Genomic DNA, 21796 nt, shown 5'->3' on the forward strand with positions numbered 1-21796 from the left:
TTGCATTTTGTCGAACAATTCAAATCGTTGGATATCATTTTAAAGTTCTTAAACTAATCATTATAAATTAGCTAAAGATTAGAATGCTACAAATGTGTTAGTTTAAGGGATAATATTAATATGAATTAGTAGTAAAATCTAAAAAGCCTCAAGAAATTGAGGCTTTTTTTTATGCTTTTAAAATAGATTGAATTTTTTCTATAACTTCTTCTGAAGTAATACTTCCTGCAACATCCTTATAGTCTTCTGGATATTTATTACCGTAAATTGAGGTAGGTATTTTAGTAAATGTATTTCTATTTGGTAATAAATGATAATCTGATGGTTGATTAAACGCTGAAAAACCAGCATAAGGATGAGTTACGCCCCAAATTGTCAATACTTTTACGCCAAACATAGCTGCTAAATGGGCATTACCAGAATCCATAGCAACCATTAAATCTAAATTAGAAATTAAATCTAATTCGTCTTCAAAATTTAGTAAACCTGCAACATTTACAACATTTTTTGAACTTGACAATTCACTTAATTGCTGCTGTTCTGCTTTAGCTCCAAATAAAAATATATTGTATTGCTCTTCTAAAGCATTTACAACGTTTTTCATTTGTGACAAAGGGTACATTTTTGAAGGATATTGAGCAAATGGTGCAATACCTATCCATTGTTTTTTTGATGGTTGTACTTGCTCTATAATTAACTTAGGAAGCGTTTTTCTTTCAGGAAACCTTGGGTTTGATAAGTCTAAAGAATAGCCTAATTTTTTAAACACGTCGGCGTATCTTTCATGGGTTGTTTTTAAGGGTTTAAAACTGTCACCATTTATCAATGCCTTCTTCTCTGCTCTACCTTTATCGATTTGTACAAACGTCTTTCCGAAAAAGAATAACTTTAAAATTTTGGTACGTAAAACGTTGTGTAAATCGGCAACTTTATCAATATTTAGTGCTTTTAGTTCTTTGTATAATTTATACAACCCAAAAACACCTTTATGCTTTTGCTTTTCGTCAAAAATAAAAACCGAAGTATTTGGTAGATCTTTAAAAAAAGGCGCAAAAAAAGGTCTAGTTAACACCGTTAACTTGACCTTTGGATGTTGTTGTGTAAATGCTCTCAACACAGGAACTGTCATAGCAACGTCACCCATTGCAGATAGACGTATAACTAAAATGTGTTGCGTTGTTTGCATTTCAACTTATAATTAAATTGAAATTATTTCTGATTTCTTAATACAGGATTAAGCTCATCATCATTATACATTTTCATCTGCTTATACACTTTCATGTATTTATCACCTTTAGAAATATCGTCTAAAAGTGTATCTATTGCAGTACTTAAATCTACACGTTGCTCTAATAATACGTCTAGTTTTTTCTGGCAAGCTTCTTTGTGTGCATCCGTAGCATCTTCACGAGTTGCTTCTTCGTGCATGTGATAGATTTTTAATGCTAAGATTGATAATCTATCTATTCCCCAAGCTGGACTTTCTGTATTAATAGTTGCATCTGCTTTAGGTGTAACGTCTTTATATTTTTCTAAAAAATAACTATCAATATACTCTACCATATCCGTTCTATCTTGGTTAGAGGCATCGATTTGTCTTTTTAATTTTAAAGCTGCTACTGGGTCTATTTGTGGATCTCTAATAATATCTTCATAATGCCATTGTACGGTATCAATCCAACATTTACGGTATAACAAGTGTTCTAAAAGGTTAGATTTTTTGTCGTAAGGATTTGTAAACGGTTGGTCTACGGTATTGATAACGTGGTATTTTTCTATAACGTCTTGAAAAATTTTATTGGCTTTGTCTGTAAACATATTTTATAATTTAAGACTGTAAAATTACACATTTTAAAAATAAAAATGAGTCATACCTTAAAAGGCTTTACAAATAATAATAAATTTGTAATTCACATTAATAATTAAGTCATGATTGTTCATAATTTATCTGAAAAAAACTCTATCCTAAATCAATTTATAGCTGAACTTAGAGACGTTTCTGTTCAAAAAGACAGTATGCGTTTTAGAAGAAATATTGAACGTATAGGTGAAATTTTAAGTTATGAAATGAGCAAAACCTTAGAGTTTTCTTCAAAAAAAATAACAACACCTTTAGCCGAAATGGAAGTTAAAACTCATGACAACAATATTGTTTTATGCTCTGTTTTACGTGCTGGCGTACCTTTACATAACGGATTACTTAATTATTTTGATGCAGCAGAAAATGCTTTTATTTCTGCTTACAGACATCACAAAGAAAACCCTGAAACTTTTGAAATTGTTGTTGAATACTTAGCCTGTCCTGACTTAAATAACAAAACATTAATCTTGGCAGATCCGATGCTAGCAACTGGACAATCTTTAGTGGCTACCTACAAAGCTTTACAACCTTTTGGGACTGCTAAAAACTTACATATTTTTGCTGTTATTGGCGCTAAAGAAGGCGTTGAGTATTTAGAAAAACATCTACCTAAAGATGCTCATTTATGGATTGCTACTGTAGATGATAAATTAAATGATAAAGGCTATATTGTACCTGGTTTAGGAGATGCTGGCGACTTAGCTTTTGGTGAAAAACTACAAAACTAACAGTACAATTGGTGCTATTATTAATAGTGCTAAAAATGAGTTTTTAAACCAATTATCTGTAATCGTTTCAATGTAATTCATGATAATTACAGATAATGGCGCAAATAAAAATAACATCTCACTACCGTTTTTATTTGGAGTAATTACAGCAATTGCAGTCGCAAACATACAAGCAACAAACATAATTTTATAGGATGGTCTGTAACTTCTCATTTTCTTTTTAATAGTTGTTAAATAAAATACAGAAGACCATAACCCAAAGGACAATAAAATTGTTATTGCGCCAATGAGTTGAAACGAATTGTATGCTGTATAATTAAAGCTGAAGGCTATTTTCTTAGGAAAAATTGAAAAAATATCACCATAAAATATTACTGAAACTGCAGTCAAAATGACAACTAAAGTTGCTAAACCTAACACCGGAATAAAATAATATTTCGCTTTAGATTCAGAAAAAAACAATAGTGAAATTATGATTAACGGAAAGAATAATATAGACCAAAAATAAAATACACTTGCTAGTCCTATTAAAAATCCAGAATCGAATAATTTTTTAATAATTTCTTTTTTAGATCTAATGCTTATCATTCGGCGTAAAGCCATCAAAATAAACATATTAGAAACTATAATTTTATAAGATATAAATGTTTGTGGTACAGCTAAAACAAATAAAACAAACACTAAAAGTTCTATATTACTTTGCTGTGATAGACCATTTTTTACAACAATAAAATGAAGCAATAATACTGAAAAAAACACTATTAAAAACATGCCTATTTTAGTGACTAAACCATAATTTACCGATAGGCTGTGAGCATACTTAAACTCTAATATTAAAAGTGAAGCAAGTAGCACACAAAACACTATTAAAAAATTAATTGGTTTGGATTTACTAAAAATTGTTGTAATCATTAACTCTTTTTGTATTTTTGCTGTATAAATATACAATCATGAAAGATTTTTTTTACGCAATACAAGATTTATTTGTTAACGTTTTATTTGCTCCATTAGACGCTTTAAGAGAATTAGAGTTAGAAAACTGGTGGGCAGCAAACATAATGAACTGGTTATTTATGATCATTGGTTTTGTTGCATTTGTTTATTGGATGGGACAATTAAAAAAGTTTAATAACAACAACGAAGAAGATAAAAGTATTTCGTCTCATTCTTATTTATAAGTCGAAACCAATATCTTTTCTATAATACATCTTATCAAACTTTAGATTATTTTCTATAGTTTGGTAAGATTTTTTTATGGCTTCTTGGTAAGTTTTTCCATAACTAGTTACCGCCATAACACGTCCGCCAGACGTTACTATTTTACCGTCTTTTTCTTGTGCACCAGCATGGAATAAAATAGAATCCGTAGGCTTTTCTACTCCAAAAATTTCTTTTCCTTTTTCGTAAGCTTCAGGATATCCGCCAGACACTAACATTATTGTTGTTGCTGCTCTTTGATCTACTTCTAAAGTAACTTTATCTAATGTTTGATTTGCTATAGCATCCATTAAAACTACAAAGTCGTTTTTAAGTCTTGGTAGAACTACTTCGGTTTCTGGATCGCCCATACGCACGTTATACTCTATTACTTTTGGATCGTCACCAACTTTAATTAAGCCAATAAACACAAACCCTTTGTATGGCAAATTGTCTTTTTGTAAACCTTCAATAGTTGGTTTTACAATTTGGTTTTCTATTTTATCTAAAAACGCTTGATCTGCAAAAGGTACTGGAGATACTGCTCCCATTCCGCCAGTGTTTAAACCTGTATCGCCTTCGCCAATACGCTTGTAATCTTTTGCTGTTGGAAGTATTTTATAGTTTTTACCATCGGTTAACACAAAACAACTTAATTCTATTCCGTCTAAAAACTCTTCGATAACTACTTTGGTACTCGCATCGCCGAATTTAGCGTCTACAAGCATACTTTTTAATTCGGCTTTAGCTTCATCTAAATCATTTAAAATCACAACACCTTTACCAGCTGCTAATCCATCTGCTTTTAATACGTAAGGCGGATTTAAAGTCTCTAAAAAGGCATAACCTTCTTCTACATTTTGCGCATTAAAACTTTGGTAAGCTGCAGTAGGAATGTTGTGTCTAAATAAAAATTCTTTAGCAAACTCTTTACTACCTTCCAATGTTGCTGCTGCTTTTTGCGGTCCGATTACAGCTACATTTTTAAGCTCTTCATCAGCTAAAAAGTAGTCATGAACACCTTGCACTAAAGGATCTTCTGGTCCAACAATAACCATTTCTATATTGTTGTTTAGTACTACGTCCTTTATTGCAGGAAAATCGGTTACCGAAACTGGTACATTTTTAGCAATTTTTGCTGTTCCAGAGTTTCCTGGTGCTACAAAAAGGTTACCACATTTTTCGCTTTGCGCTAATTTCCAAGTTATTGTATGTTCTCTTCCGCCAGAACCTAATACTAAAATATTCATGAGTTGTTTGTTGTGTTGTTTGGCACAAAAATAATTATTTAAAAGAATTCTGTTAGGATTTAATCAGATAGTTTTAATATTTAAATTCGCTTTCAATTTGTAATTGAAATTTATCAAATATTGTCTGTTTGAGTAATTTTGAAATATGAGAAATTGTATCGAGGTCTATTTTAGTTAAAATTCTTGTTTTCGATACAAATTTTCACTCTTTCTAATCGTGAAAATTCACTCAAACTGACGAATTTCATTATAAAGTGTAATATATTTACAATATAAAATTCAACCTTTTGAAACGATTTGAATGGTCTTTACGTCTTAAAGGTTTCCCGATAAAGGAAGCTAAAAAAACCTTGCGCTTAATTGAAAGTTATGACGAGAAAGCGTATGCTAATTTTCTAAGTAGACAATTACGCAGTATTGTGCAATTTCATTTAGAAAACACGCCATTTTATCAAGAGTTATGCAACGGTATTAACTCCAATAATTGGAACGAATTACCTGTGTTAACCAAAGCTAATTTACAGCAACCTTTAAAAGATCGTTTGTCTAACAAATACACCGAAAAAACGGTACATCAACATAAAACTTCTGGCTCTTCGGGTACGCCTTTTAGCTTTGCTAAAGACAATTTTGCGCATGCTATGACTTGGGCTACGTTTATGCAACGTTATGCTTGGTATGATATTGATTTAAATACGTCTAAACAGGCGCGTTTTTATGGCATTCCGCTAGATAAAAAAGGGTATTACAAAGAGCGTTTAAAAGATTGGCTAGGTAATCGTTTTCGGTTTTCAGTGTTTAATTTGAGTGATGCTGCTTTAGAAACTGTTTTGAAAAAGTTTAAGCATACAAAATTTGATTACATTAACGGTTATACCAGTAGTATTGTACAGTTTGCTAAGTTTTTAGAGCGAAAAAACATCATTTTAAAAGAAGTTTGTCCAACGTTAAACGTGTGTATTGTAACCTCTGAAATGCTTTTTGAAGCAGACAAACAATTACTTGAAAGACAATTTAATATTCCAATTGTTAACGAATATGGCGCTGCGGAATTGGGTTTAATAGCTTTCCAAAATAAAGACAACCAATGGTTGGTTAATAGCAACCACTTATATGTTGAAATTTTAGACGAAAACAACCAACCGTTACCCTACGGAGAGACAGGAAAAGTAGTGATTACCGATTTGTTTAATCGTGCGCATCCATTTATACGTTACGAACTTGGTGACATTGGAAGTTTGTCTACAGCTAGCACATTAAAACAACCCTTTTTAGAACAATTAACGGGTAGAACTAGTGATATTATTAAATTGCCTAGCGGAAAAACTTCAGCAGGATTAACTTTTTATTACGTCACTAAAACCGTGATGGATACAAAAGCCAACGTTAAAGAATTTGTTATCGAACAAACCAAATTGGACTCTTTTTTAATTAGTTACGTTGCTAAAAACTCTCTAACAAATGAGCAAAAACAAGCAGTACAAAACGCAGTTGATAAATACTTAGAACCAAAACTTAAGCTAGTTTTTGAGCAAAAAGAAGTGTTACAACGTCAAAACAGTGGTAAGTTGAAGCAGTTTATTTCTTCTCTGTAGGAACAATCAGCTTAGATTTCACCATAAAATGTTCCCAAAGAAAAATAAACATTCTGTAAAGCGATTTTATAGTACTAAATCCTAAGCCTTTTTTATAGACTAGGTAATTGTATTTAAGTAATTCTATTTTATTAGATGAAATTGAATTTTGCCTAACACGATAATACGCTAAAGATTCTTGAATACCTAAAGCTGGTTTGCTAGACTTTTTAATTGCAGCTAACCATAATAACCAATCTTGTCTTTTTCTTAAGTCTGGACTTGTTATTTTGCCTAAAGTTTTGGCATTGTACATTCCAGTTAAGTTGCCAATGTAGTTTGTTTTTAGGTATTTATTATACGTAAGCTTTGGTAAGGCTTGTACTAATTTGTATAGTGGTTTACCGTTTTCATCTATTTGCTCGTAACTAGAAAAACTAACGTCGCAATTATGAGTTTGCATGAATTGAATTTGTAGGTCTAGTTTATTGGGTTTCCATAAATCATCTGCGTCTAAAAACGCTATGTAATCACCTTTTGCTTCTAGTATTCCTTTGTTTCTGGATTGAGCCGCACCTAAATTGGTTGAGTTTTGAAGTCGTTTAATGTTAGAATATTTCTGCTTAAAACCTTCAACGATTTGAATGGTATTATCGGTTGAACCATCGTCTATAAGCAACAATTCCCAATTAGAATAGGTTTGATTTACAACGCTATTAATAGTTTTCAGAATAAATTTTTCTGAATTATACATTGGAGTAATAATGGACACTAAAGGTTGCATTAATAAGCTTGTTTTTGTCCCTTAAAGATATTAATTGTAGTCTGAAAAATGATTTTTAAATCTAAAACTAGTGACCAATTTTCGATATAAAAGTTATCGTATTTAACACGGTTTATAATGTCTTCATCATTTTTAACTTCTCCTCTATACCCTTTTATTTGCGCTAAACCGGTTACTCCTGGTTTTACATTATGTCTAAAAATGAAGTTATATTTATCTATTTTTTTCGAGTAATCTTCTGTGTAAGACAGCATATGTGGTCTTGGTCCCACAACGCTCATATCGCCTTTTAAAACGTTATAAAATTGAGGTATCTCGTCTATGCTTGTTTTCCTTAAAAACTTACCAATTGTGGTTAATCTGTTATCATCTTGAGTGACGTAAGTTCCTTTAACTTCTTTAGTTTCTCTTAAGGATCTAAACTTATAGCAATCAAACTCTTTATAATTAATCCCGTTACGTTTGTGCTTATAAAATAAAGGTCCTTTAGATTCTAGTTTTATTAAAATGAATAATAGCGGCGTTAACCATGATAAAATAAAAACAATTACAAATAACGAAAACAAAACATCAAAAGTACGCTTAACCAATTTATTAAAACTATTATTTAAAGCGACTTCCTGCATAGATAAGACAGGTAGGTAATTGTAATAATCGGTTTTTAATCGCTTTGTTATTAATTTATTGGTTTTGGGAATAAACTTGATATTGCAATGGTGCAAATTGGCGTATTTAACGTATTTATTAACTTGATTTTCTGTAAGCTCGTCAATCGAACAATAAATCTCGTCAATACCAGAATTTTCATTTAAAAACTGAAAACTATCTTCTATGTTACCTGTAAATTCGTTTTCATTTTTAGTGTTAGCAAACATTCCTTTTAGCTGGTATCCTAACTCTTTTTTTATTTCAAAAAGTTGTTTAAGTTCTAATGCGCCTTCGCTTTTACCGATTATAATTACACGTCTTACGTTTCCGTTTAAATAGCTTCTAAAACTCTTTAAAACATAAAAACTAATTAGTTTAACAAAAGCTATGCAAGCAAAACTGTAAATAAGGTATTTTAATGTTGTAAAAGCTTGGATATCTATACTTCTAAATATCCCTATGAAAGCAAATACAATGATAGCAAATACAAAAAATTGCTTGATTAAAAGTGAAATTATATTAAGAACAGAGGTATATCTATATACTCTATAAAAGTTGATTAATGATGTAGACATTAACCAAGCGATAGTTGAGTAAAAGATGTATAATAAATGTTTATTATTTAATAACGCTGAAGAGAAAAAGTATAAATTTTCTTCATTAAAATTGAAAATATAAAACGCAAAAAGATTGATGACAAAAATGTCAAAAAGCACCAAAAATGGTCTTAACAACCAAGAATATCTACCGCGTTTAAACTCCATAAACTATTTATTTATGGTAATTAGTAAAGTCTTTGTGTTCGCTTTTGTAAAGCTCTTCTTCAGTTAAACTTTTAAAATATTCGAAAGTTTTTTTCATGCCTTCTGCTCTGCCAACTTTTGGTTCCCAACCTAAAATATCTTTAGCTCTTGTAATATCTGGTTGACGTTGCATAGGGTCGTCAATTGGTAAGTCTTGATAAATCACTTTTTGATCTGTACCTGTTAATTGGATGATTTCTTCTGCAAAATCTTTAATTGAAATTTCATGCGGATTACCAATGTTTACAGGATTTGTGTAATCACTTAATAGTAACTTATAAATACCATCTACTTGATCTGATACGTAACAGAATGAACGCGTTTGAGAGCCGTCACCAAAAACGGTTAAATCTTCACCACGTAAGGCTTGTCCCATAAATGCAGGTATAACACGACCATCGTTAAGTCGCATACGTGGTCCATAAGTATTAAAAATACGAACTATTCTTGTCTCTAAGCCATGAAATCTATGATATGCCATAGTAATGGCTTCTTGAAAGCGTTTAGCTTCGTCATAAACACCTCTTGGTCCAATGGTATTTACATTACCATAGTAATCTTCTGTTTGAGGATGAACTAAAGGATCTCCGTATACTTCTGATGTAGATGCAATAAGCATTCTAGCTCCTTTTGAACGTGCTAATCCTAAACAGTTATGCGTGCCTAAACTACCAACTTTTAAGGTTTGAATAGGAATTTTTAAGTAATCTATTGGACTTGCTGGTGATGCAAAATGAAGTATATAATCTAAATCTCCTTCTATATTAATGTAATTGGTTACATCATGTTCTATAAATCTAAAATTAGAGTTTCCTGTAAGGTGTGCAATATTTTTAGAGTCTCCAGTAATAAAGTTATCCATGCCGATAACAAAATAACCTTCACTTACAAACTTATCACATAAATGTGAACCCAAAAAGCCTGCAGCACCTGTAATTAAAACTCTTTTTTGACTCATTTATCTGCCTATTGATATGTATTTAAAACCTTCGTTTACAACATCTTTAACTTCGTACAAATTACGTCCATCAAAAATGGTATGACCTACCATTAGATCTTTCATTTTAGAAAAATCTGGAGTTCTAAATATACTCCATTCTGTAGAGATTACTAAAGCATCTGCGTCTTTTAACGCTTCATACATAGAATTAGCAAAATTAATTTTAGTGCCTAGCTTACGTTTTACATTAGACATAGCTTCTGGATCAAACGCTGTAATGTTAGCGCCTTGAGACAATAATTCTTCAATCATATATAATGAAGGCGCCTCACGAATATCATCTGTTTCTGGTTTAAAAGCTAATCCCCAAACAGCAATGTTTTTACCTTTTAAATCGTTATTAAAATGATTTTCTATTTTAGGAATTAACACTAATTTTTGTCTAGCATTGACGTTAATTACTGCATCTAATATTTTAAAATTATAGTTATTTTCTTGTCCTGATTTATGTAATGCTTTTACATCTTTTGGAAAACAAGATCCACCATAACCTATACCCGGAAATAAGAAACGTTTACCAATACGAGAGTCTGTACCCATACCAATACGCACCTTATCTACATCTGCTCCAACTTTTTCACAGAAGTTAGCAATCTCGTTCATAAACGTGATTTTTGCTGCTAAAAAGGAATTTGAAGCATATTTAGTTAGCTCGGCAGATTTTTCGTCCATTATAATAATTGGATTACCAGATCTAACGTATGGTTTGTATAGTTTTTCCATAAGTTTTGTTGCACGCTCACTACTAGATCCAACGACTATACGTTCTGGTTTTAAAAAATCGTCTACAGCAAATCCTTCTCTTAAAAACTCTGGGTTTGAGACTACATCAAATTCTACTTTTGCATGTTTTGCTACAGCAGCTTTTACTTTATCTGAAGTACCAACAGGTACTGTACTTTTATCTACGATTACTTTATAATCTTTGATTAGTTTACCAATATTGTCTGCGACGCCTAAAATATATTTTAGATCTGCAGATCCATCTTCATCTTCTGGTGTTGGTAAAGCAAGAAAAATAATATCTCCATGCTCTAATCCTTCTTCTAGACTAGTTGAAAACCTTAGTCTATTTGCTTTAATGTTTCTTTCGAAAAGTACATCTAAATGTGGTTCGTAAATTGGAACTTCTCCATTTTGCATTTTATTAACCTTTTCTTGGTCAATATCAATACATAAAACTTCATTTCCTGTCTCTGCTAGGCATGTTCCGGTAACTAAACCTACATAACCTGTACCAATTACGGCTATTTTCATTGGGAATTACACTATTTTTTTATCAAAAATTTCATAGTCAGAATTCATACTAATAAACTCTGGAACTATATCTTTCATTTTTTTAACGATTGCATTTTTATCTTCCTCTTTTGCAATCGTTATTAGTTCTTGGATGTGATCGTTGATTTCTAAATGAGAATATGTCTCTACTTTAGCAATCATTATTTTTTCATTATATGTAGGCAGTGTTGTAGACTTGTCGCTTAACAACTCTTCATATAGTTTTTCTCCTGGTCTTAAACCTACTACCTTAATATCTATGTCTTTATAAGGTGTAAATCCTGCTAGTCTAATTATTTTTTTAGCTAGGTCTATAATCTTTACAGCCTTACCCATATCAAATATAAAAATTTCGCCTCCATTTCCCATTGCTCCTGCTTCCAAAACTAACTGACAAGCTTCTGGAATAGTCATAAAGTATCTTATGATGTCTGGATGCGTTATTGTTAGTGGTCCACCTTCTTCAATTTGTCTTTTAAATAAAGGAACTACAGACCCATTACTACCTAAAACATTACCAAAACGTGTTGTCACAAAATTTGTTGTTGCTTTGTTTTTTTTATTAACCTTTTGTTGAAGAGCTTGAACATAGATCTCGGCAATTCTTTTAGATGCACCCATAACGTTACTTGGGTTTACCGCTTTATCTGTTGAGACCATTACAAACTTTTCTGCTTTATACTTACAGGCTAAATCAGCAACATTTTTTGATCCAATGATATTAGCAAATACAGCTTCTGAAGGATGACATTCCATTAATGGGACATGCTTATAGGCTGCTGCATGATATACAACATCAGGTTTATATTTTTCAAAAACTGTTTCTAATACATCTGCTTTTCTTACATCTGCAATAACAGCCTCGTATTGTAGTTCAGGAAAATTATTTTTAATTTCTAATTGAATATTATATAAAGGCGATTCTGCTTGATCTAAAATTAATAGTTTTTTGGGCTTATAATTAGCTACTTGCCTTACTATTTCACTACCAATTGAACCTGCTCCACCTGTGACTAAAATTGTTTTATTAAAAATTTCTTTAGCAACTAGTTTGTTGTCTAGCTTAATCGGATCACGCTCTAAAATATCTTCAATTTGTATTTTTTGTATTTGAGAGGATAAGTTTGTTTTGTTTTCTATATCAGAAATTAATGGTGCTCTAAACACTTTATAATTATGCTCTAAACAGCTATCAACAATTTTAATACTTTCTTCTTTTGTAAGGCTGTTATCTGCAAGTATTAAAGCTTGTGCATTATAAATTCTTAAAATTACAGCTGTCTTGCGATTTATATGTATAATTGGTAAGCCTAATATCTCTTTGCTTTTATTTTTACCTTCTTTATCTATAAATCCTAACACATTATATCTTGCTGGTTTTTCAGATTTTAAAGCACTTGCAATTGCTATTGCATTTTCGTCTGTACCATATACTAATACATTTAATTTTGTATCAATATCACTGTAGCTTTGATAAATTTCAAAAATTTGTTTTACTAAAACTCTAAACAAAAATAAACCACAAAACGAAATAACTGCATAAATAAATAATTGCGGAATAAAGAAAACCTCTTCTGATGTAAACAAATAATATCCATAATGGATTAACAATACTGAAAGTAAAGTAGCTGCTGTTGCTATTAAAAATTTAGCAGCATCTATAAATGTAGAGTGTCTAATTAATCCTGCATACGTCCTAAATAGGATAAAGAACAGTATATTAATTAACAATAAGACAACCTCTTGCGAAGAAAAACCAAAATCTACAATTATCGTCTTTTGTATTTTGCTCACAACTAACCTTGTTATAAACAAAGAGATAAGTAGTGTTATTGTATCAAAACAAAGTATAGCCCATCTTGGTAGGTAACCAATATTTTTAAAATCTATCTTCTTACGACTAGATTCGATAACTTGACGGAAGGCTTGTTTTAATTGATTAAGCATCTGGGTTGTTTAAAAACAGTTTACAAATATCTTAAATATATCTACAATATAGAAATTATTGAGTTTAAAACGCTTTTATGATAAGATATTAACCTTATGCTAATAAACTATTTACCACATTTTTTATACAGTTAAGCTCATTCTCTGTTAAGTTTGAACCACTTGGTAAACAAACTCCTTTTTTAAATAATTTTTCACTTATATTTTTTCCATAAAATGGTAAACCGTTAAATATAGGTTGAAGGTGCATTGGCTTCCAAAGTGGTCTTGTTTCAATATTTTCTGCATCCATAGCTGCTTGAAATTGAGCTTTTGTAAATGGCGCATCATCATGAATTAATATACAACTTAACCAAAAATTAGAATAGTAGTCTTGGGTTGGTTGCTGTTGCACCTCTATACCCTTAACGTCTTTGAATAAGTCATTATAAAACTGATTATTAGCTCTTCTTAAGTTAATGTGTTTATCTAAGACTTCCATTTGACCTCTTCCTATTCCTGCACTTATATTACTCATTCTGTAGTTGTAACCTATTTTTGTGTGCTCGTAATGAGGTGCATTGTCTCTAGCTTGTGTTGCAAAAAAGATAGTTTGCTTCTTTTCTTGTTCTGTATTACAAACTAATGCGCCACCACCAGAAGTAGTAATAATTTTATTTCCGTTAAAAGATAATATTGAATATGCTCCAAATGTACCGCATTTTTTTCCTTTATAAGTTGAACCTAAAGCTTCTGCAGCATCTTCAATTATTGGGATTTTATATTTATTTGCAACTTCTAATAATTGATCTATTTGTGATGGCATACCGTAAAGGTGAACTATTATAATTGCTTTTGGTGTTTTTCCTTTAGCTATTCTATCTTTTATGGCTTCTTCTAAATAGTCTGGACTCATATTCCAGGTCTGTTCTTCACTATCTACAAAAATTGGTTTTGCTCCCAAGTAAGTTATCGGGTTTGCTGATCCACAAAAGGTAAATGTTTGACAAATTACTTCATCATCTCTTTTAACTCCTAATTGCAATAAAGCTAAATGTATAGCTGCTGTACCAGATGATAGACAAGCTACATACTTATCATTATTCAAGTAATTTTCTAAATCATTTTCAAAGCCAGTTACATTAGGTCCTAATGGAGCTATCCAATTGGTATCAAATGCTTCTTGTACATAGTTTTGTTCTGTTCCTCCCATATGCGGTGAGGATAGCCATATTTTTGGTTTCATACTTAATGAAATTTTATAGGTTTAGCTGGTATACCTACTGCTGTACACTTTTCAGGTAAAGACTTTGATACTACTGCTCCTGCTCCTACTATTGTATTGTTTCCTATAGTTAATTGATTAATTATTTTTGCTCCTGTACCAACATAGACAGACTCTTCTATAACAACCTCACCAGATATATTTACAGATGGCATAAATGAACTATAGCTTTCTACTATTGTATCATGACCAACGGTACAACACAAATTTAATGTTACAAAATCTTTAATTTTAATATTGCATGTTATTATAACATTTGCACATATTACACATCCATTTCCTATTTCTACACTATCATCTGATTTAATAACAGAAGGATGTATAAGGCTAGGAAACTTCAAGTTATTATTACCTAGTTTATTATAAATCTTTTTTTTAAGATTTGGTTCACCTAAACCAAAAACAACATTAAGTTTATAATCTATCTTATTTAAATCTTCAATATTTCCAACAACTTTATAATCATTAATTAGTTTTCCTTTTTCGATATTATCATCAAAGAAACCTATAATTTCGTAGGTGTTATCGGCTTTGTTAAGGTCATCTATTAAACATTTAACTTCTCTACCAAAACCTCCTGCTCCTATAATTGCTATTTTTTCCATATTCAATTTAAACCGTTAAATTTTTCTGTTGTTGCCATATTTTTTGCATTTATATCTTCAGATTTTATAACCTTTGAAATTGTTAATGCTATAATTTTTAAATCTAAAAAAAAACTCATATTGTCTACATACCAGACATCATATTCAAACTTTTTACTCCAACTTATCGCATTACGACCATTTACTTGCGCCCAACCGGTAATACCTGGTTTTACTGAATGCCTCCTTTTTTGAGTATTATTATACAAAGGTAAATATTCTGGCAATAATGGTCTTGGACCAATTAAACTCATATCGCCTTTTAATACATTTATAAGTTGAGGCAACTCATCTAAAGAGGTTTTTCTAACAAATTTACCAAGATTTGTTAATCTATCTGCATCTGGAAGCAAATTACCATTTTTATCTTTTTTATCAGTCATTGTTTTAAACTTGACTACTTTAAAGATTTGTTCGTTTTTACCTGGTCTTTTTTGAAAGAAAAACACCGAGCCTTTATTATTTAATAGTAGTAATAATGCGACCAACATAAATATTGGACTAAAAACAATAATGGCTATAAATGATACTGTAAAGTCTAATATTCTTTTAAAAAAGGATTTATACATTATTTTAGGAATTCGATTAATTTATCACTTAATAAATCTATTGTTCTGTTTTTAATAACATACGATTGTCCTTTAAGTCCTAAATCATTAAAATTTTTAAATTCTTCATCAATAAATGTCATTAATTTAGTAGCAGACTCAGCCAAGTTATCTCTACTTAAAGATACACCACATCCAATTTCCTTAATTGGATCATTATGACTACCTCTTATTGCTAAAACAATTGGTTTACCACTAGCCATGTAATCATATAATTTGTTTTCACTACCATAAAGAACATTTGATGTTGAAACAAATAACAAAGTCGCTTGAGCCAAAATGTTAGGAACTATACTTTTAGAAACAGGATCGTGCCAAACAATATTGTTATTACCTGATTGAATAGACTTGTTCCTTAAATACTGTTTTTCCTTACCATCTCCATAAATATTAAAGGTAACATTAACGTCGTTGATTTTTGAAGCTAAGTCAACCATGAACTCTAATCCATGAACTTTTTCGATACCTCCTAAATAAGTTATATTTATTTTTCTTGACACCTCGTTATTTAATACATCTTTATTAATGTAATTTTTATTTACACCATTTGGTAATAATAATATATTATCTTTATTGTAATTATAATTATCTTTTAAATATCCTATTGTTAATGGTGATAATACAATAATTTTAGAACTTTTTATAACACTAATTTTTTCAATATATCTAAAAAATTTAGCCGTTATACTTGATTCTTTCCATAAATTCATGTCAATAAAAGTTTGAGGCCACAAATCTCTTATTTCCATAATATATTTGGCTTTAAACCTCCTAGCCATTTTGGATGCTATTAATGGAGCAAAAGGATGAACTGTTGATCCAATAATATAATCAGGTTTTTCTAAACCAAGCTTGGGTATAATTTTATTTAATTTAAGTGCGTAAGAAACTGTATTTAACATACGCTTCCAGTTATTAGCCTTATAGGGAAAAGTTTTAACCCAAATAAACTTAACTCCATTATTTATTTCTTCATAAAAACCTTTGTCATTATATTCTACTACATGTTTAAGTAAAGTATGATGATATCCAGAACAAAAAATGGTTACATTATAGCCTTTTTCCACTAATTCTAAACCTAAATCAAAATGTCTAGTACCTCCAGGAAGGTTAGACCCTTGAGCGTAGTGATTAAAAAACCAAAGATTTTTATTTTGCATTCTTCTTTATATAAAATTTGTTAAATGTATTACCCTTATGGGTTTTTAAAATTAAGCCTAAAAATAAAAATAACAGCCACAAATCTGTAATATTTCCTGTTTTCATTGCGCTTAGGAAAAGAAAAAAATAAATACCCTTTAATGTATTTGAAGTGTTTTTAATAAACAGAACAGATGTAGTAATAAAGATAAGTAGAATTGCCCCTAATATACCCAATTCAAACCATGATTCTAAAAATATGTTATGAGGATATTTTCGAGCATCTATACCTTGAGATAAAATACCATAACTACCTATACCATTTCCAAAAATAAAATTAATAGGTGAAGACAGAATAGTTTCAAAAGAATAATCATAATGATGAAGCCTTCCTAAACTTGATTGATCTTCAGTAAAATTTATTAAAGATTTAAATCTAGCTATTCCAGTTGATATAATATTTAAAATCTTATTTCTAAAGTTAATAAATACACCTATAAAAATTATCATGAGCAATAATAATGATACTTTTTGGCTACCTTTTAACTTCCTTATTTTTATTTTAAATATTTCTTGATAATGAAAACAAATCAAAGTTATAATCGAAAAAAGTAAAGACCCTCTGCTTCCTAATGCCAAAATCATGAAAAGTAGTATAAAAACTTGTAACCAATTTTTTTTAAAACTTTCATAAATTAAGCTAATTGAAACTAAAACACCTAGTGCTAAATATACAACGCTTAATTTAATGTAACTACTATCAGGACCCCTATATTCAGCATTTGAGGGTAACCAATAACTATATCTTTGATATATAAAAAAAACACTTAATACGATTGCGGTATATTTTACTATAGGCATTACTTTTTTTATGTTTATTTTATTGATAAAAAGAGGATAACATAAAGTAACACAATTCACAATAAAATTCATGCTCTTTATATATTTATATTTAGGTGATGGAGAGTAAAACAGAGTTGTAATAATTAATAGATAAAAACAAAACATTAAACCAATAATTATAGCATAATTAGATGGTATTTTAATTTTCCGTCTTGATAAATTAAATATAATATCTATAATCACTATAATTAATACAAGGAAGGTTAAACTAAATTCAATAATGTAAGCGTTTAATAAGTTATTTAAAACTCCTGATACTATAATAAAAGAAAGTAGCCTGTTTTGAAAGTTATTATAAAAGTTTTCCATTTACTTAATCATAATTAGCATATATATATACTATTACTATTCTTTTATATTTTTTATATCTAGTTATTTATATTGAATTTTATGAGACAAAAAATTAAAAAGTAAGATATTGCTTTAAGATAATTAATATTAATTTGTTGTTTTAAATAACTTAAATAATCTATTTATTCTTGACAAACAAAATATTTTTAAAATTAAAATAATCTGTATTTTCTTGGTTCATGTACATCAACCCAATTGTTAAAAATAATGTCCATAAATCTGTAATATTTCCTGTTTTCATTGCACTCAAAACTAAAAAAAAATAGATAGCTTTTAATAAAAGTGATTTACTATTTATAAAGAAAGGTATCAGAATAATTAATATCATTAAAACAAAACCAATAATACCTAACTCAAACCATGATTCTAAAAATATGTTATGAGGATACTTTCGTGCATCGATATTAACATATAAAACACCATAACTACCTATACCATATCCAAAAAGGATTGAATTTAAAGAAGAAAAAATCATTTTTATCGTATAAGTATAATAATCTATTCGACCAAGAACTGAAGCATCATTTAAAATATTTAAAAAAGAATTAAACCTAGATATACCAGCAGATGCTATATTATATTTTTTAATATCAAAATAAAAAAGAAATATAGGTATCACTAAACCGATTATTATAAAACTTAAACCATTTGAAAACCATTTTTTTATTGAATATTTTTTTTTAAAATGAAATAATAATAAGACAATGATTGAAAAAACAAACGACCCTCTACTACCCAAAGCTATTATTAGAAATAATAGTAATAAAACTTGAATCCAATTTTTTTTAAAACTTTCGTGTAGTAAAGTTATTGAAATTAAGACACCTAATCCTAAATATGCAACACTTAACTGACGATGCTTTGCATAAAAAGTATCACGACCAACATTTGATGGTAAAAAGTAGTTATATCGCTGGTAAATATAAAATAAGCTTAAAAAAAGACCTACAAACTTTATCAAGAATAAGGCCTTTTTTATATCTATTTTTCTTATAAAAAAAGGATAAATTAGGTAAATTATACTAACTATAAAATTTGCTGATTTAATATATTTATACTTTGGAGAAGGAGAGTAAATTAACGATAATAATATTACAGCATAAAAACCTAACACTATTAAAAAAAATTTAAAATAATTTTTAGGTATTTTAATTTTTTTTAAAGATAATAAATTATAAATGATATCTATTGTAACTACAAAAACAACTACAAAGGAAAAACTAAACTCATATAAATATACATTTATAAAATTATTTAATACTCCTGAAAGGATTATTAATGACCACAATATATTTTGAAAACTGTAATATAATTTCTGCACTTATTTAGTGTTTTAAAAAGTTCTTTTTACTTACTTTTACAATTAAAATTTATGAAAACAATATTTAGAAAATTACTTCTTTTAATTTTCCCTTTTACACTTTCATTACCACTAATACCACTAAACATATCTTCTATAGCTTTAGGTTTGTTTTGTTTAGGTGCAATTATAAACGAAAAACCTTCTGTAAAAAGAAAAGTCAAAGATAGTTTTTTAGTTTTGTTTTTACTGTTTTTTTTATCTGACACTCTAAGTAATCTATTAAGGTTAGATTTCAATTCTCATTTTTTTAGAGAAATAAAATTATCTTTCTTAATCTTTCCTATAATTTTCATAGCATACTCTAAAACTATTATTGAAAATTTTAAACCAATTTGCTATTCTTTTGTTTTTGGTGTTTTAGTTTATGTAATATACTCATGGTGTTTTGTTTATGATTTTTACTACATTACTAATCGCGGATATAGACTTTTTTCTTTAACCGATGGTTATATTCGTTATATGCTTTACAATTATCTTCCAGGTGCCATTCATCATACTTATATAGGAATATATATTGTTTTTTCAATTTCTCTGATATTACATGACATTATTACTTTAAAAAAAAGAATTATTATAAAGTCTTTATTATTACTTATTTTATTTGTTAGTCTGTTTTTCATTGGAAGTAAGTTTTCAATCATTATGCTAATTTTTTTCATATTCAGTTATTTACTGACACTTAAAAAATGGATAGTAAATTTTATATTTATAGCCTCTTCTTTATCTGGTTTATATTTAATTAAAATGTGGATTCTAGGAGTAGGATTAAATAGTAGTTTTTATTCAAGAATTGAGTATTATAAATGCTGTATTATTATTATAAAGAATAATTTTATTTCGGGAGTTGGAGCAGGAAATTTATCAAAGGCTTCTTCATTACTATGTGATAACGACATACTAATACCTCACAATATATATTTAAGATCTTTCGCTGAAAATGGTATTTTAGGCTTTTTGATTCTTGTGGCTATTTCCTTTTATTTAATAAAACAGTCATTAAAAAGTAATGATTATTTATATCTAAATATAGTTTTATTATTAATTTTAGGAGGATTAATAGAAGATTTTATTTTTTTACAGAGAGGCGTGCTATTTTTTATGCTTTTTCTATCCCTTTTCTATGTTAAAAATAAATACAATACTTTACAGCAAATTTAAGCTATATTGTATGATTGAAAAAAACATCTTACGTTTGCTTTTTTATAAAAAGCGAGAAAAACAAAGATAGTTTATAGAATATTTAAAATACCTTTATATATTTTACAATATTTATTAGCAATTGCTTCCCAATTAAAAGTTTTGCTTTCAACAATAGCTGTATTAGATATTTTAGAATAATTATTAAGTAATGCCCTTATTTTACTTGTCTCTAATTTTAAGTCTAATATGTTTATTGGTACTCCAACATGACCTTCTTTAAAATAACCATCTACGCCTTGGTTTTTAGTATATATAATTGGTAAACCTTGAGACATTGCTTCTATATATACTAAACCAAAAGTTTCTTTTTTAGATAACATTATAAAAAAATCTGATTTATTGAACTCTTTTTTAAGAGTTTCCTTTTCATAAACAGGACCTAAATAATCAATCCAATTATTGGTCTTAATTAATTTTAAAATATTTGAAGACTTTTTTGTTTCTGGACCAATTATAGTAAACTTTACCTTTAATTTATATGTTTTCTCTATATTCTTTAAAAAGCTAATAGCGCCTTCTATATTTTTATTACTATCTAAAACTCCAATAAATAAAAATCTAATTTCTTCTTTATTTAAATCTCTAGGTTTTACAGTTGTGTTAAGCCAGAAAGTATCTATACCGTTGGGGATTACTTTAGTTTTTTTTGTAAATTCATTTTCATAGCCACGAAACGTATTTTTTTTTAAAAAATTTTGATAAGAAGGAGATATGAAAATAATGCTTTCTGAAGCTTTTAATATTTCTTTTGCATATAATCTAAGATTAATGAAATATTTATAGAAAATATTTACATCGGTATTTCTAATTGCCGAAATATATGGGATATTATACTTCTTTTTTATTTCAAAAGCGACACCTCCATTTGAATACAAAAAATGAGAATGAACTATGTCTATCATGGATAAATCTATTTTAGATTCTATATCATTTAAAATCGTTTTTATTTTTAAATGATATAATACTCTCATGGACTTTTTTAAAATTACAGAATATACTAAAGTAGTATTTTCAAATGCTTTAAATTGTTTTTCAATCTCTTGTAATTTATCATAATTTTCTCCAAATTTAAGTGGAACATATATGATTTGATTTACACCTAATTTATCTAGAGATCTAACTAAATTAACATATAAATTGGTATTAAAAAATGCAGAACAAATATGAAGTATTGTGGGCATTATATTTTTACGTTATTAGTGATTGTTATAAATGAAAGCAAAATTTAGTTATTAAAAAATTATTTTTAATAA

General features: G+C 28.8%; 20 protein-coding genes. 4 read left to right on the forward strand and 16 right to left on the reverse strand.

The features are described from left to right. Positions 1–169 precede the first annotated feature (169 nt). A complete protein-coding gene (locus ACEQT4_RS07765; protein WP_370226854.1) occupies positions 170–1186 on the reverse strand; it encodes a glycosyltransferase family 9 protein in 1017 nt (338 codons plus the stop codon). A gap of 23 nt (positions 1187–1209) precedes the next feature. Beyond that, complete coding sequence (locus tag ACEQT4_RS07770) at positions 1210–1818, reverse strand: DUF4254 domain-containing protein (protein WP_027879290.1); 609 nt, start codon at positions 1816–1818, stop codon at positions 1210–1212. Between the two features lie 111 nt (positions 1819–1929). Between ACEQT4_RS07770 and upp the strand changes: the two genes are divergently transcribed. Continuing rightward, complete coding sequence (gene upp, locus ACEQT4_RS07775; protein WP_370226855.1) at positions 1930–2589, forward strand: uracil phosphoribosyltransferase; 660 nt, start codon at positions 1930–1932, stop codon at positions 2587–2589. On the opposite strand, the gene ACEQT4_RS07780 is transcribed toward upp, so the two are convergent. After that, positions 2578–3501, reverse strand: a complete 924-nt coding sequence (locus ACEQT4_RS07780; protein WP_370226856.1) for a DUF6427 family protein — start codon at positions 3499–3501, stop codon at positions 2578–2580. The genes upp and ACEQT4_RS07780 overlap by 12 nt on opposite strands. A gap of 38 nt (positions 3502–3539) precedes the next feature. Between ACEQT4_RS07780 and ACEQT4_RS07785 the strand changes: the two genes are divergently transcribed. Further along, entirely contained in the window at positions 3540–3767 is a 228-nt protein-coding gene (locus ACEQT4_RS07785) for a hypothetical protein (protein ID WP_027879293.1), read from the forward strand. Here ACEQT4_RS07785 and purD read toward each other — a convergent pair. Continuing rightward, the gene (gene purD, locus ACEQT4_RS07790) at positions 3762–5036 is read right to left on the reverse strand and encodes a phosphoribosylamine--glycine ligase (RefSeq protein WP_370226858.1); all 1275 of its coding nucleotides are present in this window, start codon (positions 5034–5036) and stop codon (positions 3762–3764) included. The genes ACEQT4_RS07785 and purD overlap by 6 nt on opposite strands. Positions 5037–5323: 287 nt before the next feature. Here purD and ACEQT4_RS07795 point away from each other — a divergent pair, with 287 nt between their 5' ends. After that, the gene (locus ACEQT4_RS07795) at positions 5324–6631 is read left to right on the forward strand and encodes a phenylacetate--CoA ligase family protein (protein ID WP_370226859.1); all 1308 of its coding nucleotides are present in this window, start codon (positions 5324–5326) and stop codon (positions 6629–6631) included. On the opposite strand, the gene ACEQT4_RS07800 is transcribed toward ACEQT4_RS07795, so the two are convergent. From ACEQT4_RS07800 to ACEQT4_RS07850, 11 genes are all read right to left on the reverse strand, one after another. Next, entirely contained in the window at positions 6615–7394 is a 780-nt protein-coding gene (locus tag ACEQT4_RS07800) for a glycosyltransferase family 2 protein (protein ID WP_370226860.1), read from the reverse strand. The genes ACEQT4_RS07795 and ACEQT4_RS07800 overlap by 17 nt on opposite strands. Next, positions 7394–8806: an exopolysaccharide biosynthesis polyprenyl glycosylphosphotransferase gene (locus tag ACEQT4_RS07805; protein ID WP_370226862.1), complete on the reverse strand. Its 1413-nt coding sequence runs from the start codon at positions 8804–8806 to the stop codon at positions 7394–7396. Before ACEQT4_RS07805 ends, ACEQT4_RS07800 begins: the two co-directional genes overlap by 1 nt. Positions 8807–8813: 7 nt before the next feature. After that, positions 8814–9803 (reverse strand): UDP-glucuronic acid decarboxylase family protein, encoded by a 990-nt coding sequence (locus ACEQT4_RS07810; protein ID WP_370226863.1) that lies wholly within the window; start codon positions 9801–9803, stop codon positions 8814–8816. Then, the gene (locus ACEQT4_RS07815; RefSeq protein WP_370226864.1) at positions 9804–11102 is read right to left on the reverse strand and encodes a UDP-glucose/GDP-mannose dehydrogenase family protein; all 1299 of its coding nucleotides are present in this window, start codon (positions 11100–11102) and stop codon (positions 9804–9806) included. A gap of 6 nt (positions 11103–11108) precedes the next feature. Next, on the reverse strand, positions 11109–13070 hold the full coding sequence (locus tag ACEQT4_RS07820; protein ID WP_370226865.1) for an SDR family NAD(P)-dependent oxidoreductase: 1962 nt from the start codon (positions 13068–13070) through the stop codon (positions 11109–11111). A gap of 94 nt (positions 13071–13164) precedes the next feature. After that, the gene (locus ACEQT4_RS07825) at positions 13165–14295 is read right to left on the reverse strand and encodes a DegT/DnrJ/EryC1/StrS family aminotransferase (RefSeq protein WP_370226866.1); all 1131 of its coding nucleotides are present in this window, start codon (positions 14293–14295) and stop codon (positions 13165–13167) included. Positions 14296–14297: 2 nt separating this feature from the next. Next, on the reverse strand, positions 14298–14939 hold the full coding sequence (locus ACEQT4_RS07830) for an acetyltransferase (RefSeq protein WP_370226868.1): 642 nt from the start codon (positions 14937–14939) through the stop codon (positions 14298–14300). 2 nt (positions 14940–14941) lie between these two features. Further along, positions 14942–15547 (reverse strand): sugar transferase, encoded by a 606-nt coding sequence (locus ACEQT4_RS07835; RefSeq protein WP_027879303.1) that lies wholly within the window; start codon positions 15545–15547, stop codon positions 14942–14944. Continuing rightward, positions 15547–16746, reverse strand: a complete 1200-nt coding sequence (locus ACEQT4_RS07840) for a glycosyltransferase family 4 protein (protein WP_370226869.1) — start codon at positions 16744–16746, stop codon at positions 15547–15549. Before ACEQT4_RS07840 ends, ACEQT4_RS07835 begins: the two co-directional genes overlap by 1 nt. Beyond that, positions 16736–17938 carry an O-antigen ligase family protein gene (locus ACEQT4_RS07845; protein ID WP_370226870.1) on the reverse strand — a complete coding sequence of 401 codons (1203 nt, stop codon included), beginning with the start codon at positions 17936–17938 and terminating at the stop codon, positions 16736–16738. The genes ACEQT4_RS07840 and ACEQT4_RS07845 overlap by 11 nt, the downstream gene beginning before the upstream one ends. Before the next feature lie 160 nt (positions 17939–18098). Further along, positions 18099–19094 (reverse strand): O-antigen ligase family protein, encoded by a 996-nt coding sequence (locus ACEQT4_RS07850; RefSeq protein ID WP_370226872.1) that lies wholly within the window; start codon positions 19092–19094, stop codon positions 18099–18101. A 258-nt stretch (positions 19095–19352) separates the two neighbouring features. Here ACEQT4_RS07850 and ACEQT4_RS07855 point away from each other — a divergent pair, with 258 nt between their 5' ends. Next, a complete protein-coding gene (locus ACEQT4_RS07855; protein ID WP_081653170.1) occupies positions 19353–20501 on the forward strand; it encodes an O-antigen ligase in 1149 nt (382 codons plus the stop codon). A gap of 71 nt (positions 20502–20572) precedes the next feature. Here the strand turns inward: ACEQT4_RS07855 and ACEQT4_RS07860 are convergent, their stop codons facing one another. Next, positions 20573–21724 carry a glycosyltransferase family 4 protein gene (locus tag ACEQT4_RS07860; protein WP_370226873.1) on the reverse strand — a complete coding sequence of 384 codons (1152 nt, stop codon included), beginning with the start codon at positions 21722–21724 and terminating at the stop codon, positions 20573–20575. Between the last annotated feature and the right edge of the window lie 72 nt (positions 21725–21796).

The sequence above is a fragment of the Mesoflavibacter sp. genome (assembly GCF_964226795.1).
In the GTDB taxonomy this organism is placed as follows: Bacteria; Bacteroidota; Bacteroidia; order Flavobacteriales; family Flavobacteriaceae; genus Mesoflavibacter; species Mesoflavibacter zeaxanthinifaciens.